Raw genomic sequence first — 18,577 nt, forward strand, 5'->3', positions numbered from 1 at the left:
TCAGAAAAGCCGCGTCAGCGCGTAGAAAAGCGCCGCCACCAAACCGCTCGCCGGGATCGTAATGAACCAGGCTGCGATGACGTTACCCGCAACGCCCCAGCGCACCGCGCTCGCGCGGCGCGCGACGCCCGCGCCGATGATGCTGCCCGTGATCGTGTGCGTCGTCGATACCGGGATGCCGAGCAGGCTGGCGGTGAACACCATGATCGATCCGCCGGTCGAGGCGGCGAAGCCCTGATGGTGCGACAGCTTGGTGATCCGGCCGCCCATCGTCTCGATAATCCTCCAGCCGCCGGACAGCGTACCCAAAGCGATGGCGACATAGCAACTGAACGCCACCCAATGCGGAACGTGAAATTCACCGCTGAGATAGCCGGTCGAATAGAGGAGGACCGCAATGATCCCCATCGTCTTTTGCGCGTCGTTGAGTCCGTGGCTGAGCGAATAGGCTGCGGAGGAGAAAAGGTGGAGATAGCGAAAGGATTTTTCGGCAAATTTCGCTGTGGCGCGGCGGAGCGCCCAACTGCTCGCCAGCATCACGAGCATCGCCAGCAGCATGCCCAGCATCGGTGACAGAAAGATCGCGACGACGGTCTTGTTGAGCCCGGTCCACTGGATGCCCTCGAACCCCGCGTGCGCCACGCCCGCGCCGACGATGCCGCCGACGAGCGCGTGACTCGACGAGGAGGGGATGCCCTTGAGCCAAGTCACGACGTTCCAGAACATCGCCCCGACGAGCGCGCCGAACACGACCGCCGGGGTCACCAGATCCTTGTCGATCAGCCCGGATCCGATGGTTTCGGCGACCTTGTGGAGCGCCGGAAAGGCGAGGCTGAGGAAATAGGCGGCGAAATTGAAGAAGGCGGCAAAGATCACAGCCTGCACCGGCCGGAGCAAGCGTGTCGCGACGACCGTCGCGATGCTGTTCGCAGCGTCATGCAAACCATTCAGAAAGTCGAAAGCCAGCGCAAGGATGACCAGCCCGACCAGAAGGTGAAACGCGAGTTCGTGCATGTCAGCCGCGTGCGCTACGCGTGGTCAATGACGAGGCCGTCGATTTCGTTCGCGACATCCTCGAAACTGTCGGTAACGCGCTCGAGGTGCCGATAGAGTTCGCGCCCGATGACAAAGCGAACGCCATTCGACTGGCCATGCTCCTTGAACAGGCGTTTCAGACCCGCAGCATGGATTTCGTCGGCATGGCCTTCCATCCGGACAAGGCGTTCGGTCAACTCGTGCAGGCGCGGGCCATTGGCCGAAATATTTCGCAGCAGCGGCAGCGCCTCGGCGGTCAGGCGGGCAGCATCGACGATGATCCCGGCGATGTCGCGCATTTCGGGTTCGAATTCGGTGACGTCGTAGAGGTCGACCGCCCCGGCGGTTTTCTGCATTTCGTCGATCGCATCGTCCATCGACGCGATGAGGTCGGTGATCGCGCTGCGATCGAATGGCGTCAGAAAGGTGCGGCGCACCGTCTGCAGCACTTCGCGCGTGATCGCATCGGCGTCATGTTCGCGCTCGATAATCTCTCGCACATGATCGGCCATGCCCTCGCCGCCCTGCAACATCCGTGACAAGGCGTTCGCTCCGGCGACCAGCGTCGCGGCGTGACTTTCGAACAGCTCGAAGAAATTGCCCTGCCGCGGCAACAGCCGCTGGAACCATGCGAACATCCGGTTGACCCCTGTTTTTTCGGCTACATTATGGACGACCCCGCGCGGCTGCGCGGCGGCGCGAAAGCCCCCGTCGCCGAACGAACGGATCATCGCCTGCAGGTCGGGCTCATCGACGGCCGCGGCCGCGTCGCGGAACGAGAACCAGCGCCTGTCGCGCTCGTCCATTTCCTTCCATTCGGACAGTTCGCGCGTTACCGCGAGCGGAAAAACCTCGACATTGTACATGATCGACGCGCCGTTCCCGCGCCGTTTGCGATATTCATAGCTGCCGATCGAAGTCGGGCATACCGCGCCCAAAACGCCAGCCTCTTCCTCCGCCTCGATCGCCGCGGCGGCGTGGCGTTCCATCCCGGTCAGCGGATTGCCTTTCGGGATCACCCAACGCTTGGTCTCGCGCGAGGTGATGAGCAGGATTTCGGTCGCGCCATCCTGCGCGGGGCCACCGAATCGATAGGGAAGGACAGCGATCTGGCGCAATTAAATTCGTCTTTTCATGATCTTGAACGACAGCGAGGATCGTATCGTTGCAAAACGATGTCGCTCTTATGACAATAATGTGACAGCGGCAATGGTGGCCCTGACAACCTGCACTTTCCGTAAACGTCAATTCGATTGCAAAATGCAACGCGGTGCGTAAGCTGGGGCCAAAGCAGATGGGAGATGCGATGATGGCAGCCACGGCGACGATGAACCGCCCTGCAGGCACGCAAGCTGCGCCGGTCGATCAGGATGTGCTGATCGTCGGCGCCGGGATTTCGGGCATCGGCATGGCGGCACATCTGCAAATGCGCTGCCCCGACCGCAGTTTCGGCCTCGTCGAACGTCGCGCCAATCTGGGCGGGACTTGGGATTTGTTCCGCTACCCCGGCATCCGCTCGGACAGCGACATGCACACGCTCGGCTTTGTTTTCGAACCGTGGAAGCATGAGAAATCGATTGCCGACGGCCCGGCGATCCTCGACTATCTCAACCGCATCGTCGACGAACGCGGCATCCGCGAACGCATCCGTTTCAACCGCAAAGTCATCGGCGCCGACTGGGACAGCGCGACGGCGCGCTGGACCGTGACGATGGAGGACGACGCCGGTGCAAAGTCGACGACGACGGCGCGATGGCTCTATCTCGGGTCGGGCTATTATGACTATGACGAGCCCTTCGACGCCAATTTCACGGGGCGCGAGGCGTTCAAGGGACAGATTGTCCATCCGCAATTCTGGCCCGAGAACCTCGACTATGCGGGCAAGAAGGTGGTGGTGATCGGATCGGGCGCCACCGCCGTGACCATCGTCCCGGCCATCGCCGACAACAGCGAGGGCAAGGGAGCGGAGCATGTGACGATGCTCCAGCGCACCCCGACATGGTATTTCATCCGCCCCGCAAAGGACGCACTCGCCAATTTCCTGCGCAAGATCCTGCCCGAGAAGGTCGCGTACAGGATCACGCGCTTTAAAAATGTGAAGCTGCAGGACATTGGCTTTCGCCGCGCGCGGACGAAGCCCGAAAAGGTCAAGGATTTCCTGACCGGCAAGCTCAAGGCGGCGCTCGGCGACCGCTATGACGAAGAGGCCTTCACCCCGCCCTATAATCCGTGGGATCAGCGGCTTTGCCTCGTCCCCGACGCTGACTTCTTTGAAGCAATGAAGGCCGACAAGGCATCGGTGGTCACCGATCATATCGAGCGCTTCGACGAAAGCGGCATCCTGCTCAAGTCGGGCCGCCACCTCGACGCCGATATCATCGTCACCGCAACGGGGCTCAAGCTGGCTGTTGCAGGGAAGATTCCCGTCCATGTCGACGGCGAGCGGATCGAATGGAGCGAGCATTTCTATTACAAGGCGTGCATGTTCTCGAACGTCCCCAATTTCGCTGCGGTGTTCGGATATCTCAACGCGTCGTGGACGCTGCGCGCCGACATCGTCGCCGAATATGTGTGCCGCGTGCTCAACCACATGCGCGCGACGGGGACCGAGGTGGCGACGCCCGCACTCGAAGACCCCGCCAGCCTGACCGAGGAGAATATCTTTGATTTCTCGTCGGGCTATATCCAGCGGTCGCTGCACATCATGCCCAAAAATGCCGATGCGCTGCCGTGGCGGCTCAACCAGGATTATGTCCACGACCGCGCTTATATGCGGAGCGGCCCGGTCGACGACGGCGTGCTGGCCTTCGGACATGCGAAGAGCGCGGCGACGGCCCCCGCGCTCGAGGCCGCCGAATAGCGCGCTCCGCCTAATCGACGTGCTCGGGTTTGCCCTCGCGCGAACCCTTGGCGAAATCCTCGAGCTGGCTTTCGCTCATGCTGTCGTACATGTCCTTCGATGCACCTTTCAGCTCGGACTTGGGCGTATCGCCACGCTTGGCGCTGAGCGCCGCGCCGGCGGCCTTTTGCTGGGCTTTGGATTTGGCTGGCATGACAATTCTCCTGTCTGCCCCCGCTATCCGTTAACGATCATCCCGCCATTGGGATGCAACACCTGACCCGACATATAGCTGCTGTCGTCGCAAGCGAGGAACAGAAAGGCGGGCGCGACCTCATTCGGCTCGCCTGGCCGCTTCATTGGCGTCGATTCGCCGAATTCCTCCACCTTCGACACGGGCGCGCCACCGCGCGGGTTGAGCGGCGTCCAGATCGGCCCCGGCGCGACGGCGTTCACCCGAATGCCCTTGTCGACCAGATTTTCGCTGAGCGAGCGCGTGAAAGCGGTGATCGCGCCCTTTGTGGCGCTATAATCGAGCAGGCCCGCCGACCCCTTGTACATCGTCACGCTCGTACAATTGACGATCGCCGCGCCTTTGCCGAGATGCGGCAGCGCAGCCTGCACAAGATAGAACATGCCAAAGATATTCGTCTCAAAGGTGCGGCGAAGCTGCTCGGCCGAAATGTCGCGGATATCGGCGGCCGGATGCTGCTCGCCGGCATTGTTGACGAGGATGTCGAGGCGGCCGAGGCGCCCGACGGTTTTGGCAATGACCTTCTCGCAAGCCGCGGGCCTCCCGACATCCGCCTTGATCACCACCGCACGGCTCCCCTCATCGGTGACAATCTGCGCCGTCCGTTCGGCGTCCTCGCGATTCTCGTGATAGACGATGGAGACAGCGGCGCCTTCGCGCGCAAAAAGCGCGCACACGGCGCGGCCGATCCCGCTGTCGCCACCCGTGACGATCGCCACCTTGCCGTGGAGGCGTCCTGATCCCGGATAGCGCGGCTCCCATTTTGGCGCGCGGTCGAGGTCGGTCTCGCGATCGCTCGGCGGATCGGCGATCGATTGCGACTTGCCGACTTCCTGTTCGAGCTTGGCGGCGGTGCGCTTCTTGCCTTTCTTTTCCGCCGGCGTCTCGCCGACCTTTCCGGCCTTCGGTCGCTTCGCCATGAGAAAGTCCTTTCCGGTCAGTTGAGGGGGAGAAATTCGCGGGCAAATTCGGGCTTCACCGCATCGACTATGGCCCGCGACATGGGGAGGTTGACGCGATAGCTGCCCTCGGCCCATGGCCCGACCTCATAGGGCGCGATGGCGATGGTCAGCCGGTCGAGATGCTTGCCGTCCGACGAGCCAATCCACACCGTCTGCGCCGACGGGACCGGGCATTCGCCAAAGGGGCCGTCCGCCGAGCGATCCCATTCGATACCTTTGCGCTCTTTGGCCTTGTTCAGCCGCGCGCACAGATCGTCCTTCGCCGCGCGGTCGAATGCGTCGGAACTCGTGAAAAGATCCATCGGGCGCAGCAACCGGGCGCGCGTGCGATCCCAGATCAGCGAATCGAAACTCAACATGCCGTGCGCGCCCCCAGTATAAGTGGCGATTTCGGAGGAGAGGCTGAGGAAACGCGGCGTATCCGTCACCCGCTCCCATTTCTGCAGGTGACTGTGCTGACGATAGGGAAAGCCACCCTTTTCAGCCGCGGTGCGGTCACGCCTCGCTGCCGCGATCAGCGCCTCGCGTTTTGTCTCGCGGTCATTGTCGAGCCACGCGGCGAGCTTGGCAATTCGTGCTGCCTCGACCGGATAGGCATAGGCAAATTCGACGAGTTCGTCCGACTGCCGCTCGTCGGACGCTTGCGCGCCGCGCGCGACAAGCTCTTCGGCACCCTCGGGGGGCGCCCCGGGCACCGACACGGCCTCGACCTCTTCGGCAAGGGGCGACGCCTTTTCGCTGCACGCGGCGATGACAAGCGATGCGGCCAGCAGCGCCGCGGGTACTTTAAGGTTCGTCACGATTCTCATTCCTCCCTCAACGCCGGGAATCGACAAAGTTTCCCGCCGCGCCTAGCAAAAGCGGATGACCGACTATTCCGACCTCGTGCAACCCGACAAGGGGCAGGACGCCCGCATCATCCACCTCGTCGACAAGAAGAGCTATGACAACTGGCTCAAGGGGCGCAGCGCGCGCGAACGCGCGGCGCTTGAGGCCGCAAACTACAAGCCCGACGGTTACGCCCATGCCATCTTGCCCGGCGACGTGCCTGAAAGCTGGTCGGTGGTTACGGCAGTCGCCGATGTCGACAGCCTGTCGGCCTGGTGCATTTCGAAGCTCGGCACCGTCCTCCCCGAAGGACGTTATCGGCTTGAGGGGCGCCAGCCAGGCAAGGCAATGTTCGGCTGGATGAGCGGCCAGTATCGATTTGATAACTACAAATCAAAGAGCGAGACTCGCGGGCCGCGCACCCTGCTTACCACCGACGTCGGCGCGATCGCGCCGATGGTCGCCGAGGTGCGCGCGGTCGCGCTGGTGCGCGATCTCGTCAACACCCCCGCCGCCGATATGGGACCCGCGACACTCGAAAAGACTGCCGAACGGATCGCCAAGGCGCACGGCGGCAAGCTGACCGTCACCAAGGGCGAGGCGCTCGAACAGGGCTATCCGATGATTCACGCGGTCGGGCGCGCGGCGGCCAAGCATCATGCGCCGCGCCTCATCGAGATCGACTGGGGCAAGGATCAGCATCCTCGGGTTGCGCTGGTCGGCAAGGGGATCAGCTTCGACAGCGGCGGGCTCGACATCAAGCCCGCTTCGGGGATGCGACTGATGAAAAAGGACATGGGCGGCGCCGCGCACGTCCTCGCGCTCGCCGAACTGGTGATGGCGAGCGGCCTTCCCGTCCGGCTCCATTGCCTCGTCGCGGCGGCCGAGAATGCGATTTCGTCCGACGCCTTTCGCCCCGGCGACGTGCTCAAAAGCCGCAAGGGGCTGACGGTCGAGATCGGCAATACCGACGCCGAAGGGCGCCTCGTCCTCGGCGACGCACTCGCGCGCGCGGGCGAGAGCAAGCCCGAGTTGATCGTCGATTTCGCGACTTTGACCGGCGCAGCACGCGTTGCGCTCGGCCCCGACCTTCCCGCCCTTTACGCCAATGACGACACGCTGGCTGACGACCTGCTCACGAGCGGGACCGAGCGCGACGATCCGCTGTGGCGCATGCCACTGTGGGACGGTTATGCCGAGTTGCTCGAAACCGACATCGCCGACCTTGGCAACGCGGGCAGTTCGCCCTTTGCGGGGTCGATCACCGCGGCACTCTTCCTCCAACGCTTCATTCCCGACAAGACCACTTGGGCGCATTTCGACACCTTCGCCTGGCGACCGACGGCAAAGCCCGGCCGGCCAAAGGGCGGCGCGGCGCTCGGGCTGCGCGCGGCATGGGCGATGCTGCAGTCACGCTACGACCGGCGCGGCAAACGGGAAGCGGCTTGATAAACTTCGTCCGGCTGGGCTAATGCCGCGCGATTCCGCCAGCGGCGGCTATTCGGATAGTGACAGGACAATAGGTGACTGGAGAAAGCGGCGATAATCAGGTCTCTTCGCGGGTACGGATGGGGCGGCCCGGTGTCGCTGGCGCCGGCCGCGATCGCTTTGGCCTGACCGGCGTTTCGCAGTCCTTTGATCCGCGCATCGTTGCGATCCGGCCCGACCTCGCCGATATCGCGGTCGCAGGCCGCTATTTCGCGCCCCATTATGCCGCGCCGATGATGCGGAGCGGCGCGCTGCCGGCCGCGGCGATGCGCGCTTCCCCGGCGACCGACGCCGAACAGACAAGCGAATTGCTGTTCGGCGAAGGATTTGCGCTTCTCGACATCACCGGCGGCTGGGCGTGGGGTTACAGCCTCGCCGACCATTATGTCGGCTATATCGCCGCCGACGCGCTCGCCGCACCGATTGCCCCGACCCACCGCGTTATTGCGCGCGAATCGATCGTCCACAGCGCGCCCGATGCCGCGAGCGGCGGCTCGGCGATCGTCCCGCGCGGCGCGCTGGTGATGGGAGAGGCGCAGGGCGAGTGGCTCGCCACCTCGCACGGATATTTTCCCTTGGCGGCGCTTGCCGAGGTCGACGAAACCGACAGCGACCCCGTGGCGGTTGCAGAGGATCTGATCGGCACGCCCTATCTTTGGGGCGGACGCACGGCGAAAGGTATCGACTGTTCGGGACTGGTCCAGCTCGCCTGGCATGCGGCAGGCGTACAGCTGCCGCGCGACAGCGACCTGCAGCTCGATGCGCTCGGCCCCGACAAGGATGTGGCGCCGGGCGATCTGGCGCGCGGCGACCTTGTCTTCTTCCCCGGCCATGTCGGGATCGTGGCCGACGGGGGGACCATCGTCCACGCCAGCCAGCACTGGAACGAAGTGCGCGCCGAACCGCTCGCCGACCTTGTCGCGCGCTCGGCCGCCGAAGGGAATGACCCCGCCGTGCTCGGCTACAAGCGGCCGCGCTGACGCATGACACAGTCGATCTTCATCGACGGCGCTGCCGGTACCACGGGGCTCGAAATCGCCGAACGACTGGCGGGGCGGAGCGAATTTTCGCTGATCGCGCTCGACGAAGCGCGGCGCAAGGACGCCGATGCGCGCCGCGAGGCGCTCAACGACGCCGATTTTGTCATCCTGTGCCTCCCCGACGATGCGGCGCGCGAAGCGGTCGCGATGATCGCTAACGAACGAACGCGCGTCATCGATGCCTCGACCGCACACCGCGTCGCGCCCGGCTGGACCTATGGCTTTCCCGAAGTCAGCGGCCATGATGCGGTTGCGGCTGCCGCGCGCGTCAGCAATCCCGGCTGCTATTCGACCGGATTCATCGCGCTGCTCGCGCCGCTCGTGCGCGCGGGACTGCTCCCCGCCGACTGGCCCTATAGTTGCAACGCAGTCAGCGGCTATTCGGGCGGCGGCAAGGCGCTCATCGAACGCTTCGAGCAGGACCGCGACATTGCATGGCGCGGCTATGCGCTGACGCTCGGCCACAAGCATGTGCCGGAGATGCAGGCGCATTGCGGCCTGTCGGTCGCGCCCTTGTTCACCCCTGCGGTGATTCCTGCGCATCGCGGCATGGTCGTCGAAATCCCACTGCCGCTCGCCGCTATGCCGCGCGCTGCCAACCCTGATGCGCTGCGCGCCGCTCTGGCCGAATTTTATGCGGGCAGCGCGATCGTCACGATGGGCGAGGCACCTGCCAGTGGCGAAATGCTGCTGCGCGGCTCCGAGGAGGGTGGCGACCAAATCGAACTGTTCGTGTTCGGCAATGGTGACGGCAGCCAGGCGCGGCTCGTTGCGCGGCTCGACAACCTCGGCAAGGGCGCAAGCGGAGCGTGCGTCCAGAACCTCAATATCATGGCAGGATTGCCCGAGACCGCGAGCCTGCGACTCTGACCTCAGTGAACCGTGTCGAGCGCGGTGTCGATCGACAGATAGGTAATCAACCGTTCGATCTGGCGCCAGCGCGCAAAGTGGATGTGGTTCCCAAGGACGCGGAACTGCTCCGCGCGCGCCGCGGCGGCAAAGCCGGCTTCATCGCCATGTTCGCGGATGAGCGCGTCGGCTTCGTCGACCGCACCGCGGTCGGTCAAATATGGCGCTTGCAATTGCATATCGTTCCCGGCCCTCTCGATCGCCGACCTACCTACCCCCGCGCCCCTGACTGCGCCGTTCCCAACCGTGATGAACAAATGGGTAAGCATATTTCGGGACCAGACTTGGGCTGCGTTTCGCCCCTTTGCCGCCGCGCCGCGCGCGTGTAGGAAAAGACCATGCGCAAGATCCTGAAATATGTCGCCCTCGGCCTTTTGGTGCTGCTGATCGCCGGAGGTGTCACGCTTTACGTCATGTCGCGCCCCGACATCGCGCGTTTCTCAACCGCCGAACTCAGTGGCCGCGTCCCCGTGATGGCGTCGCAACGCACCGAGACTTTCCCGACGATCAACGTGCCAGAGGCGACAAGCTGGCCCGCCGGCGAGGCGCCGCGCGCCGCGCAGGGATTGACCGTTGGCCGCTTTGCCGAAGGGCTCGACCATCCGCGCACGATCCTGGTCCTGCCCAATGGCGATGTGCTCGTCGCCGAAGCACAGAGCCCGCCGCGCGACACGTCGGGCATCGAAGGCATGGTGATGGGCCGGCTGATGAGCAAGGCGGGCGCAGGCGGCGTCTCGGCCAACCGCATCACCCTGCTCCGCGACGCCGATGGCGACGGCAAGGCCGAAGTGAAGACCCCCTATATCACCGGGCTCAACTCGCCCTATGGCATGGCGCTGGTCGGCGAAACGCTTTACGTCGCCAACACCGACGCCCTGCTCGCCTTTCCCTATGTCGAAGGCGAGACTGCAATGAGCGCCAAGCCCGAAAAAATCGTCGACCTCCCCGCCAAGGGCACCAACCGCCACTGGACCAAGAGCCTCGCCGCGGCGCCGAACGGCTGGCTTTACATCGGTGTCGGCGCCGATTCGAATATCGGCGAGGCGGGGATGAACCGCGAGTTCCGCCGCGCGAGCGTGCTCGAAGTGCGCCCGGAACAGAAATATATGCGTACCTATGCCGCGGGCATTCGCAACCCTGTCGGGCTTGCCTTTTATCCCGGCACCGACCGGCTGTGGACCGTGGTCAACGAGCGCGACATGATCGGCAGCGACCTTGTCCCCGACTATCTGACCGACGTAGCCGAAGGCGATTTCTACGGCTGGCCCTGGTATTATTGGGGTGGCTTCATCGACCCGCGCGTCCCGCCCGAGGCGGAGGATCGCCGCCAATATGTGAAGCGCCCCGAATATGGGCTGGGCGCACACACTGCACCGCTCGGCATGACATTCACCGACGGCCTCGACCTTGGCGAGCGCTGGGCGAACGGCGCCCTCGTCGCACGGCATGGATCATGGAATCGCGATCCTGTGGCAGGCTATGACGTTGTGTTCGTCAAGTTCGGCGCGAACCGCAAGCCGGTCGATGCGCTGCCGGTCACCCTGCTCGACGGATTCCTTGCCCCGGATACAAAGACTACGCGCGGGCGCCCCGCCGACGTCAAGGTTGCAAAGGACGGCAGCGCGCTGATCGCCGACGATACCGGTGGGGTTATCTGGCGGGTTGCGAAGGGAGGCTAAAAGGCATCGTCCCCGCACAGGCGGGGACCACTGGCAGCCTTGCTCCCACCCTCGGCCTAAAACGATGGCAACCCCGCCTTCGCGGGGGCGAAGGTCTTTAGACCCGCATCGGCATCAGCACGTAAAGCGCCGGGCTTTTCTCGCTTTCGCGGATCAAGGTCGGGGCGTTGGCGTCGGCGAGGTGGAGCTCGACGCTGTCGCCGTCGACCTGGCCCAAAATGTCGCTGAGATAGCGGGCGTTGAAGCCGATCTCCATCGCGTCGCTGTCATAGCCTGCGGCGAGTTCTTCGGCCGCGGTGCCGTTTTCGGGGCTGGTCACGCTGAGCGTGATGCGGTCCTTGTCGAGCCCGACCTTCACCGCGCGCGTCTTTTCGCTCGCAATCGTCGACACGCGGTCGACGCCCTGGAACAGGCTCTTGGGATCGACCTTCAGCAGCTTGTCATTCGCCGTCGGGATGACGCGGCTGTAGTCGGGGAAGGTGCCGTCGATCAGCTTCGACGTCAGCACCGCATGGCCCAGCGTAAAGCGGATCTTGGTCGCCGACAGGCTGATCTCGACATTGCCCTCGGCCTCGTCGAGCAGCTTGCGGATTTCGCCGATGCATTTGCGGGGTACAATGACGTCGGGCATGCCGCTCGCGCCTTCGGGGCGCGTCACCGTGTAACGCGCGAGGCGGTGGCCGTCGGTCGCCGCGGCCTTGAGCACAGGACCCGTCGCATCCTCGGCGACATGGAAGAAGATGCCGTTCAGATAATAGCGCGTTTCCTCGGTCGAGATGGCAAAACGCGTCTTGTCGATAATCTGGATGAGCTCGGCGACGGGCAGCTCAAAGCTCGTCGGCAGGTCACCCTCGGCGATCACCGGAAAGTCGTCGCGCGGCAGCGTCGGCAGGTTGAAGTTGGAGCGGCCGGCCTTGACCTGCATCTTGCCCTCGGCGGCAGCGAGGCTGACCTCGGCCCCCTCGGGCAGCTTGCGCGCGATCTCGAAAAGCGTGTGCGCCGACACGGTTGTCGTGCCCGGCGTTTCAACCTTGGCCGCGATGGTTTCGACGACCTGCAGGTCGAGGTCAGTCGCCATCAGCTTCAGGCTGCCCGACGCGTCGGCTTCGATCAGGACGTTCGACAGGATGGGGATGGTATTGCGCCGCTCGACCACCGACTGGACATGGCCGAGGCTCTTGAGCAGCACCGCACGTTCGATCGTCGCTTTCATCTAATCCATCATCCCTGTGTCTGTCAGGATTGCCCTGGGAAATTCGGCGGCGCGGGCCAGCATGCCCCGAATCCCGTTCGCCGAAAAATGTCCACCTTCCTTAACGAACGCAACGCGCCGCGCAAGCCAAGCTTGCATTGCAGCGCCATTCGCGCGAACGAAGGCGCGATGCGGCGCGCGGCCTTCTTTTCTCTCATTCTGGTCCTCCTGCCCGCCGCGGCGCTCGCGGCGCCGCGCACGGCGCTCGGCATTTTCGAGGATTGGGGCGCCTTTCGCGAGGCGAGGACGCCGCGCTGCTTTGCGATTGCCGAGCCGTCGGCTTCGATCGGTCGCGCGCAGGAAAAGCCCTTTGCGAGCATCGGATATTGGCCGCGGTCGCGTATCCGCGGGCAATTCTATATCCGCCTGTCGAAACCGCGCCTTGACGGCAGCGAATTGCGTCTGACCGTCGGCAGCCGCCGCTTCATCCTCGCCGGCAACGGCGCCCACGGTTGGGCGAGCGATGCCCGGATGGACGCCGCGATCATCGCCGCCATGCGTTCGGCGCAGACCATGCGTGTCGAAAGCCGCGCGGCGAGTGGGGGTGCGATTTCGGACCGGTACCGCCTGCGCGGCGCAGCGACCGCGATCGACGCCGCTGCACTTGGCTGCGCGAAGCTTCGATAGCGGGTTCGCGCTAACCGCGCGCCACGCGCTTCAGTTCGAGCGCGAGGAAATCGAGCACCGTGCGAACGCGCGGGACGTGGCGCAGCCTTTCGTGGACGAGCAGCCAGAGGCCGGTGGTGTCGTCCTTTCGCGGCGGTATGCAGCGCACGAGTTCGGGGTCACTGTCCGCCAGAAAGCTGGGAAGGATTGCAAGCCCCATCCCCGATCGGACACCGGACAACAGCCCCGCGGCGCTGTCATATTGCATGACGACCGAATCCTCGAGACCGTGCCGTTGCAACCACGCCTTATAGGGTCCCCAGACGTTACCCCCACCCCCGATGAAGGGGTGCAAGACAAGGTCGTCCCGGCGCTGGGGTTTGCCGTGGAGTTCCGCATATTCGCGGCTGCAATAGAGCGTCCAGGGATTATCGGCGACGCGGCGACCGACCAGTCCTCCCCCCGACGGTTGCTTGCTGCTGCGGATTGCGATGTCGGCCGCGCCCGCAGCGAGATCGCGCGTTTCGTCTGCCGAGTCGACCTGCAAGTGGATTTCGGGATGCGCGGTGCGGAGCGCGCGGAGGATCGGAGGCAGAATCGTGACCGCGATCATTTCCATCGTGGTAAGACTTACCGTCCCTGCCGTATCGCGCGACCTTGCGCCAGCGGCCTGATCAAAGCGCTCGGCGGCATCGCGCACCGCCGCCGCGTGACCCAGCATCGCTTCCCCAACCGGGGTCAGCGCATATCCCGCCTGCCGTCGCTCGAACAGGGCGAGCCCCGTCGCCTCCTCCAGCGCCGCGATTCGCCGCGCGACCGTCGTCTGGCTGACGCGCAGCGCCTGCGCCGCGGCGAGCGTGCTGCCCGTTTCCGCCACGGCGAGAAAGGATTTGAGGTCGTTCCAGTCGTACATGGTGCGCCGGCTCATACGCCCACTCGCGCGGTTCTGCAATTTCGCAGAATGATCGCGCAACATCGTTGCTCCCGGCGCGCGCGACGATTGCCTAAATTGGCTCCACCGGCTTCCTCCCCTCCCTAAACAGCCGGCCGATGGAGACATATGATGAAAAAGCATCTGATCCTCGCCGCCCTGGTTACCATCCAGCTGGGCGTGCCTGCCTATGCCGAACCCGCTTCCACCCAGCGGACGGCCTTTATCCACCATAGCGACCTCGATCTGGCGACCAAGTCGGGACAGGACCGGCTCAAGCACCGGATCTGGCGCGCCGCCGCCGATGTGTGCGGAACCGCGCATGAATTCGACCTCGAAGGCAAGAATGAAGTTCGCAAATGCCGCCGCGAGACGGCTCAAGTCGCTTCGGCCCAGGCCGACGAACTCGTCGCGGCCGCGCGCGGGAGCCAGCCGATCCTCCTTACGGCCGCGCAATAACAGACATTCCGTCCAGGCCTTTACGGACTCCTCTACTCCCGCGCGTCGGACGACGCGCGGGTCTTTTTGCGCCCTTCATCCGCCATGATTGCGCAACCGGGCGTTCGTGCCTATATGCGCGCATATCATGCAGATTCCCGGCCATATCGACCCCGTGACGACGGGCACCGTCCCGCTGCGCGGCGGTAACCGCATCGACCTTGTCGGGTTGACGCGCGACGGCGTACGTGCGGCGCTCGAAGAGGCCGGGCTCGACGCCAAGGCTGCGAAGCTTCGCGCGAAGCAGATCTGGCACTGGATCTATCATCGCGGCGTCACCGATTTCGACGCGATGACCGACATCGCCAAGGCGATGCGTCCCTGGCTGACCGAGCGATTCATCGTCGGGCGCCCCACGGTTGTCACCGCGCAGGTGTCGAACGACGGCACCCGCAAGTGGCTGCTCGCCGCCGCCGACGGCCAGGAATATGAAATGGTGTTCATCCCCGACGCCGACCGCGGAACGCTCTGCGTGTCGAGCCAGGTCGGCTGTACCCTGAACTGCCGCTTCTGCCACACCGGCACGATGCGCCTCGTGCGTAATCTGTCCGCGGGCGAGATCGTCGGGCAAGTGCTGCTCGCGCGCGACGCGCTCGGTGAATGGCCGAAGGGGACGATGGCATCGAGCGCGGATATCGAAGACGAGGACGACGACGCGGGCCATTACACCGCCGACGGCCGCATGCTCACCAACATCGTGATGATGGGCATGGGCGAGCCGCTCTATAATTTCGACGAGGTCAAGGGCGCGCTCAAGATCGTGATGGACGGCGACGGCCTTGCGCTGTCGAAGCGGCGCATCACCCTGTCGACGAGCGGCGTCGTTCCGATGATGGCGCGCGCTGGCGAAGAGATTGGCGTCAACCTCGCCGTTTCGCTTCACGCGGTGAACAAGGAAGTGCGCGACGAGATCGTCCCGCTCAACCGAAAATACGGCATCGAACAACTGCTCGAAGCCTGCGCCGCCTATCCAGGTGCCAATAATGCGCGGCGCATCACGTTCGAATATGTGATGCTGAAGGACAAGAACGACAGCGATGCCGACGCGCGCGAATTGGTGCGGTTGATCAAGCAGTATCGGCTGCCCGCAAAGGTCAATCTGATTCCTTTCAACCCGTGGCCCGGCGCGCCCTATGAATGCTCGTCGCCCGAGCGCGTGCGCGCGTTCAGCAACCTGATTTTCGAGGCGGGGATCTCGGCCCCGATCCGCACCCCGCGCGGTCGCGATATCATGGCCGCGTGCGGCCAGCTCAAGAGCGCCGCGACCAAGCCGACGCGCGCCGAACTCGACCGCATCGCTGAAGAAAAGCAGGCCGCGCTGGGCTGATTACGCGCGTCTTCCGCGCCCGTTCCACCATTTTCCCAATGTGCCGCGACCCGGAAAACGCCCGTTTTCCGCCTGAACGCCGCATGAACAATTCTATACCGTGTTGTAAAAATAACACAGGTAAGAAAATTGTCATAGTCTGAACGATCCGTTCATTGAAGCGACAGCCGCAATCGCCATTTAGGGCGCCGGGCCGCGACCCAAAAGGGCGGGCTCGAATCATAATGAAGGATATAAGACGATGAAAAAATTCGCAGTTGCAGCAGCTCTCCTCTCTGCCGTTGTCGCCACCCCCGCACTCGCCGCCCCCGGCGGTGAAGGCCGTGTCGAAGTTCGCGGCGGCCTGATCACCGGTAACGGGATCGACGAAGGCACGCTCGGCCTTGCCGCCGGCTATGACTTCGACCTCGGCAGCACCGCGTTCGCCGGCGCCGAAGTCGCGGGTGACAAGGTGCTCATCGACGGCGCCGACGTCCAGTTCTCGGCCGGTGGCCGCGTTGGTGCCAAGATCGGCTCGAACGGCAAGCTCTTTGCCACCGCCGGTTACACCTTCAGCGACATCGACGATCCCTATGTCGGTGCAGGCTATCAGCACAAGTTCGGCTCGAACGTCTATGGCAAGGTGGAATATCGCCACCAGTTCATCGGCAACTTCGGTGACTTCGACACGATCACCGCGGGCGTTGGCTTCGCTTTCTGATTTTCGGAACAGCGATTGAAACGGGAAGGGGCGGCCTTTACGGGCCGCCCCTTTTCATTTGCCTCGCCGCCGTTGGCGTTGCATCGGTCCGCCGAAGGAGTCTTCATGGAGCATCGCATTGACGCCCTACTCACCGGAAAGGCGCGCGCCTTTCGCGGGACCGAAAAGAGCGCCATCGCCAAAACCCTGGTGGACGGCCCACGCAAAGTCGGATTGCTCGGTATCGAAGGCGACGAGCAAGCCGACCTGACCGTCCATGGCGGCCCCGACAAGGCTATCCATCACTACCCGCGCGATCATTATTCCTTCTGGGACGAGATGTTCGGCGGCCACGCGTTGCTCGTCAACGCGGGCGCGTTCGGCGAAAATGTCTCGACAATCGGCCTTGTCGAGGCCGAAGTCTGCGTCGGCGACCGCTTCCGGCTCGGCAGTGCGCTCGTCGAAATCAGCCAGGGACGCCAGCCGTGCTGGAAACTCGGCCACCGCTTCGGTATCGCGAGCGTTCCGGCGACGGTTGTCAAGACGCGGCGCAGCGGCTGGTACTACCGCGTGATCGAGGAAGGGGCGGTCGCGGCGGGCGACGCACTCGCCCTTCTTGATCGCCCGATGCCCGAATGGACCGTCGAACGCGTGTTCGGCCTGCTCATTGGCGGCGGAGGCAAGCGCGAGCCCGCGGCTTTGCGCGAGCTGACGGGCATGGATGTGTTGGCAACGACGTGGCGCACGCGCGCCGGAAAACTGCTGGGATGACGCGTTAGGGGACCGTCCGGTCATTCGCCGTCGGGCAACGCCTCTCCTACCAACGGTGCCAATGCCTCGGCAATCACCGTCACCCCTTTGGCATTGGGATGAAGATCATCACCCAGCATCAGTGACTTGTCGGCTATCACCCCATCGAGAATGAAGGGGTAGAAGTTGACATCATATTTACCCGCCAGCTCGGGATAGATGGGGTTGAAAGCGTTCGCATAGTCGCTGCCGAGATTGGGCGCCGCCATCATTCCTGTGAGCAGCACCGGAATCTTGCGCTTCTTGAGCTCGGCAAGCATCGCGTCAAGATTGGCACGCGTCTGCTCCGGCCCGATGCCGCGCAGCATGTCGTTGCCGCCTAGCCCCAGCACGACGAGCGCGGGCTTGGTCTTCGCATTGTCGAGGACATAAGAGAGCCGCTGAAGCCCCGCCGCGCTCGTATCGCCCGATACGCCTGCGTTCTGAACGCGCGCGACCACGCCATCCTCGGCAAGTGCGGCCTGAAGCTGCGGCGCCAGCCCCTCCTTCGGCCCAAGCTGATATCCAGCATAAAGGCTGTCGCCGAACGCAATCACGAGCGGTGCGTCGGCAGGAATGGCGGCGGTCCTGGCAGGCGCCGCCGCCTTGTCGTTCGTCGATGCCGATGGCGCGTCCGCCGAGCCGCACGCGGCGAGCGGTTGGCAAAGCGCGACCGCGCAACCATATATCAACGCAGAACGCCATCCAGCCGTTTTCATTCCAAAGGGCCCCTTCTTGACCGACGCCACCCGACCATCGCCCGAACCGGCGATCGCCGCCCACAATGTGACGCTGACGCTGGGGAGCGACAAGGCCCCCGTCGAAATTTTGCGCGGCGTCGATCTGGAAGTCGCGGCAGGAAGCTCGGTCGCGCTGCTCGGCCCGTCCGGTTCAGGCAAAAGTTCGCTGATGGCGGTACTCGCCGGACTCGAACGCGCAGGCAGCGGGACGATCAAGGTCGCGGGGCTCGACTTCGGCACGATGGACGAGGACGACCTCGCACGCGCGCGGCGCGGACGCATCGGTATCGTCCTGCAGGCTTTCCACCTGCTTCCGACAATGACCGCGCTCGAGAATGTCGCCGTCCCGCTCGAGCTTGCGGGCCACGCCGATCCCTTCGGTCGCGCCGCCGCCGAGCTTGTGGCGGTCGGGCTTGGCCATCGCCTCACCCATTATCCCGCGCAGCTTTCGGGCGGCGAACAACAGCGCGTCGCCATCGCGCGCGCGATGGCGAGCGAGCCTGCGATCATCTTCGCCGATGAGCCGACAGGCAATCTCGACACGGCAACGGGTCACAGCATCATCGAACTCATCTTCGCGCGCCGCGCCGCGCTCGGCGCGACCTTGCTCATCATCACGCACGACCCCGAACTCGCCGAGCATTGCGACCGCGTCGTCGTGATGCACGACGGGCGGATCGAGGAACGGGCGTGAGCGAGGCAATATCAAATCCTCCCCACTT

General features: G+C 64.3%; 20 protein-coding genes. 11 read left to right on the forward strand and 9 right to left on the reverse strand.

The features are described 5' to 3' along the window. Positions 1-1,014 (reverse strand): inorganic phosphate transporter, encoded by a 1,014-nt coding sequence (locus JI743_RS05895; RefSeq protein WP_201926831.1) that lies wholly within the window; start codon positions 1,012-1,014, stop codon positions 1-3. Between the two features lie 14 nt (positions 1,015-1,028). Further along, the gene (locus JI743_RS05900; protein ID WP_201926833.1) at positions 1,029-2,153 is read right to left on the reverse strand and encodes a DUF47 family protein; all 1,125 of its coding nucleotides are present in this window, start codon (positions 2,151-2,153) and stop codon (positions 1,029-1,031) included. A 191-nt stretch (positions 2,154-2,344) separates the two neighbouring features. On the opposite strand from JI743_RS05900, the gene JI743_RS05905 reads away from it, so the two are divergent. Then, positions 2,345-3,895 carry a flavin-containing monooxygenase gene (locus JI743_RS05905; protein ID WP_227340045.1) on the forward strand — a complete coding sequence of 517 codons (1,551 nt, stop codon included), beginning with the start codon at positions 2,345-2,347 and terminating at the stop codon, positions 3,893-3,895. Between the two features lie 10 nt (positions 3,896-3,905). On the opposite strand, the gene JI743_RS05910 is transcribed toward JI743_RS05905, so the two are convergent. From JI743_RS05910 to JI743_RS05920, 3 genes are read right to left on the reverse strand one after another with little or no spacing between them, the layout of a single operon-like run. Then, complete coding sequence (locus JI743_RS05910; RefSeq protein WP_201926835.1) at positions 3,906-4,088, reverse strand: DUF3008 family protein; 183 nt, start codon at positions 4,086-4,088, stop codon at positions 3,906-3,908. A gap of 23 nt (positions 4,089-4,111) precedes the next feature. Beyond that, complete coding sequence (locus tag JI743_RS05915; RefSeq protein ID WP_201926837.1) at positions 4,112-5,047, reverse strand: SDR family oxidoreductase; 936 nt, start codon at positions 5,045-5,047, stop codon at positions 4,112-4,114. 17 nt (positions 5,048-5,064) lie between these two features. After that, on the reverse strand, positions 5,065-5,889 hold the full coding sequence (locus tag JI743_RS05920) for a DUF4163 domain-containing protein (protein ID WP_201926839.1): 825 nt from the start codon (positions 5,887-5,889) through the stop codon (positions 5,065-5,067). Positions 5,890-5,953: 64 nt separating this feature from the next. Here JI743_RS05920 and JI743_RS05925 point away from each other — a divergent pair, with 64 nt between their 5' ends. The 3 genes from JI743_RS05925 to argC all read left to right on the forward strand — a co-directional run bounded on the left by JI743_RS05925 (position 5,954) and on the right by argC (position 9,315). Further along, positions 5,954-7,366, forward strand: a complete 1,413-nt coding sequence (locus tag JI743_RS05925; RefSeq protein WP_201926840.1) for a leucyl aminopeptidase family protein — start codon at positions 5,954-5,956, stop codon at positions 7,364-7,366. Between the two features lie 119 nt (positions 7,367-7,485). Next, on the forward strand, positions 7,486-8,385 hold the full coding sequence (locus JI743_RS05930) for a C40 family peptidase (protein ID WP_201927338.1): 900 nt from the start codon (positions 7,486-7,488) through the stop codon (positions 8,383-8,385). A gap of 3 nt (positions 8,386-8,388) precedes the next feature. Further along, the gene (gene argC / locus JI743_RS05935) at positions 8,389-9,315 is read left to right on the forward strand and encodes an N-acetyl-gamma-glutamyl-phosphate reductase (protein ID WP_201926842.1); all 927 of its coding nucleotides are present in this window, start codon (positions 8,389-8,391) and stop codon (positions 9,313-9,315) included. A gap of 2 nt (positions 9,316-9,317) precedes the next feature. On the opposite strand, the gene JI743_RS05940 is transcribed toward argC, so the two are convergent. Continuing rightward, positions 9,318-9,533 carry a hypothetical protein gene (locus tag JI743_RS05940; protein ID WP_201926844.1) on the reverse strand — a complete coding sequence of 72 codons (216 nt, stop codon included), beginning with the start codon at positions 9,531-9,533 and terminating at the stop codon, positions 9,318-9,320. Between the two features lie 159 nt (positions 9,534-9,692). Between JI743_RS05940 and JI743_RS05945 the strand changes: the two genes are divergently transcribed. After that, positions 9,693-11,033: a PQQ-dependent sugar dehydrogenase gene (locus JI743_RS05945; RefSeq protein ID WP_201926846.1), complete on the forward strand. Its 1,341-nt coding sequence runs from the start codon at positions 9,693-9,695 to the stop codon at positions 11,031-11,033. Positions 11,034-11,130: 97 nt separating this feature from the next. On the opposite strand, the gene dnaN is transcribed toward JI743_RS05945, so the two are convergent. After that, a complete protein-coding gene (gene dnaN / locus JI743_RS05950; protein ID WP_201926848.1) occupies positions 11,131-12,246 on the reverse strand; it encodes a DNA polymerase III subunit beta in 1,116 nt (371 codons plus the stop codon). Positions 12,247-12,414: 168 nt separating this feature from the next. Between dnaN and JI743_RS05955 the strand changes: the two genes are divergently transcribed. Further along, complete coding sequence (locus JI743_RS05955) at positions 12,415-12,912, forward strand: invasion associated locus B family protein (RefSeq protein WP_201926850.1); 498 nt, start codon at positions 12,415-12,417, stop codon at positions 12,910-12,912. A 10-nt stretch (positions 12,913-12,922) separates the two neighbouring features. Here JI743_RS05955 and JI743_RS05960 read toward each other — a convergent pair whose 3' ends face one another. Continuing rightward, entirely contained in the window at positions 12,923-13,819 is an 897-nt protein-coding gene (locus JI743_RS05960; RefSeq protein WP_236659698.1) for a LysR family transcriptional regulator, read from the reverse strand. 135 nt (positions 13,820-13,954) lie between these two features. Here JI743_RS05960 and JI743_RS05965 point away from each other — a divergent pair, with 135 nt between their 5' ends. The 4 genes from JI743_RS05965 to JI743_RS05980 all read left to right on the forward strand — a co-directional run bounded on the left by JI743_RS05965 (position 13,955) and on the right by JI743_RS05980 (position 17,097). After that, positions 13,955-14,281, forward strand: coding sequence for a UrcA family protein (locus tag JI743_RS05965; protein ID WP_227339927.1), 327 nt, complete (start codon positions 13,955-13,957; stop codon positions 14,279-14,281). Between the two features lie 127 nt (positions 14,282-14,408). Continuing rightward, a complete protein-coding gene (rlmN, locus tag JI743_RS05970; protein WP_201926854.1) occupies positions 14,409-15,647 on the forward strand; it encodes a dual-specificity RNA methyltransferase RlmN in 1,239 nt (412 codons plus the stop codon). A 241-nt stretch (positions 15,648-15,888) separates the two neighbouring features. Further along, positions 15,889-16,347 carry an outer membrane protein gene (locus tag JI743_RS05975; protein WP_201926856.1) on the forward strand — a complete coding sequence of 153 codons (459 nt, stop codon included), beginning with the start codon at positions 15,889-15,891 and terminating at the stop codon, positions 16,345-16,347. 105 nt (positions 16,348-16,452) lie between these two features. After that, positions 16,453-17,097: an MOSC domain-containing protein gene (locus JI743_RS05980; protein WP_201926858.1), complete on the forward strand. Its 645-nt coding sequence runs from the start codon at positions 16,453-16,455 to the stop codon at positions 17,095-17,097. Positions 17,098-17,117: 20 nt separating this feature from the next. Here the strand turns inward: JI743_RS05980 and JI743_RS05985 are convergent, their stop codons facing one another. Beyond that, positions 17,118-17,834, reverse strand: a complete 717-nt coding sequence (locus JI743_RS05985) for an arylesterase (protein ID WP_201926860.1) — start codon at positions 17,832-17,834, stop codon at positions 17,118-17,120. Positions 17,835-17,850: 16 nt separating this feature from the next. Between JI743_RS05985 and JI743_RS05990 the strand changes: the two genes are divergently transcribed. Continuing rightward, a complete protein-coding gene (locus tag JI743_RS05990) occupies positions 17,851-18,549 on the forward strand; it encodes an ABC transporter ATP-binding protein (protein WP_201926862.1) in 699 nt (232 codons plus the stop codon). Positions 18,550-18,577: the final 28 nt, after the last annotated feature.

It is taken from the genome of Sphingopyxis jiangsuensis (assembly GCF_016734905.1).
Lineage (GTDB): Bacteria > Pseudomonadota > Alphaproteobacteria > Sphingomonadales > Sphingomonadaceae > Sphingopyxis > Sphingopyxis jiangsuensis.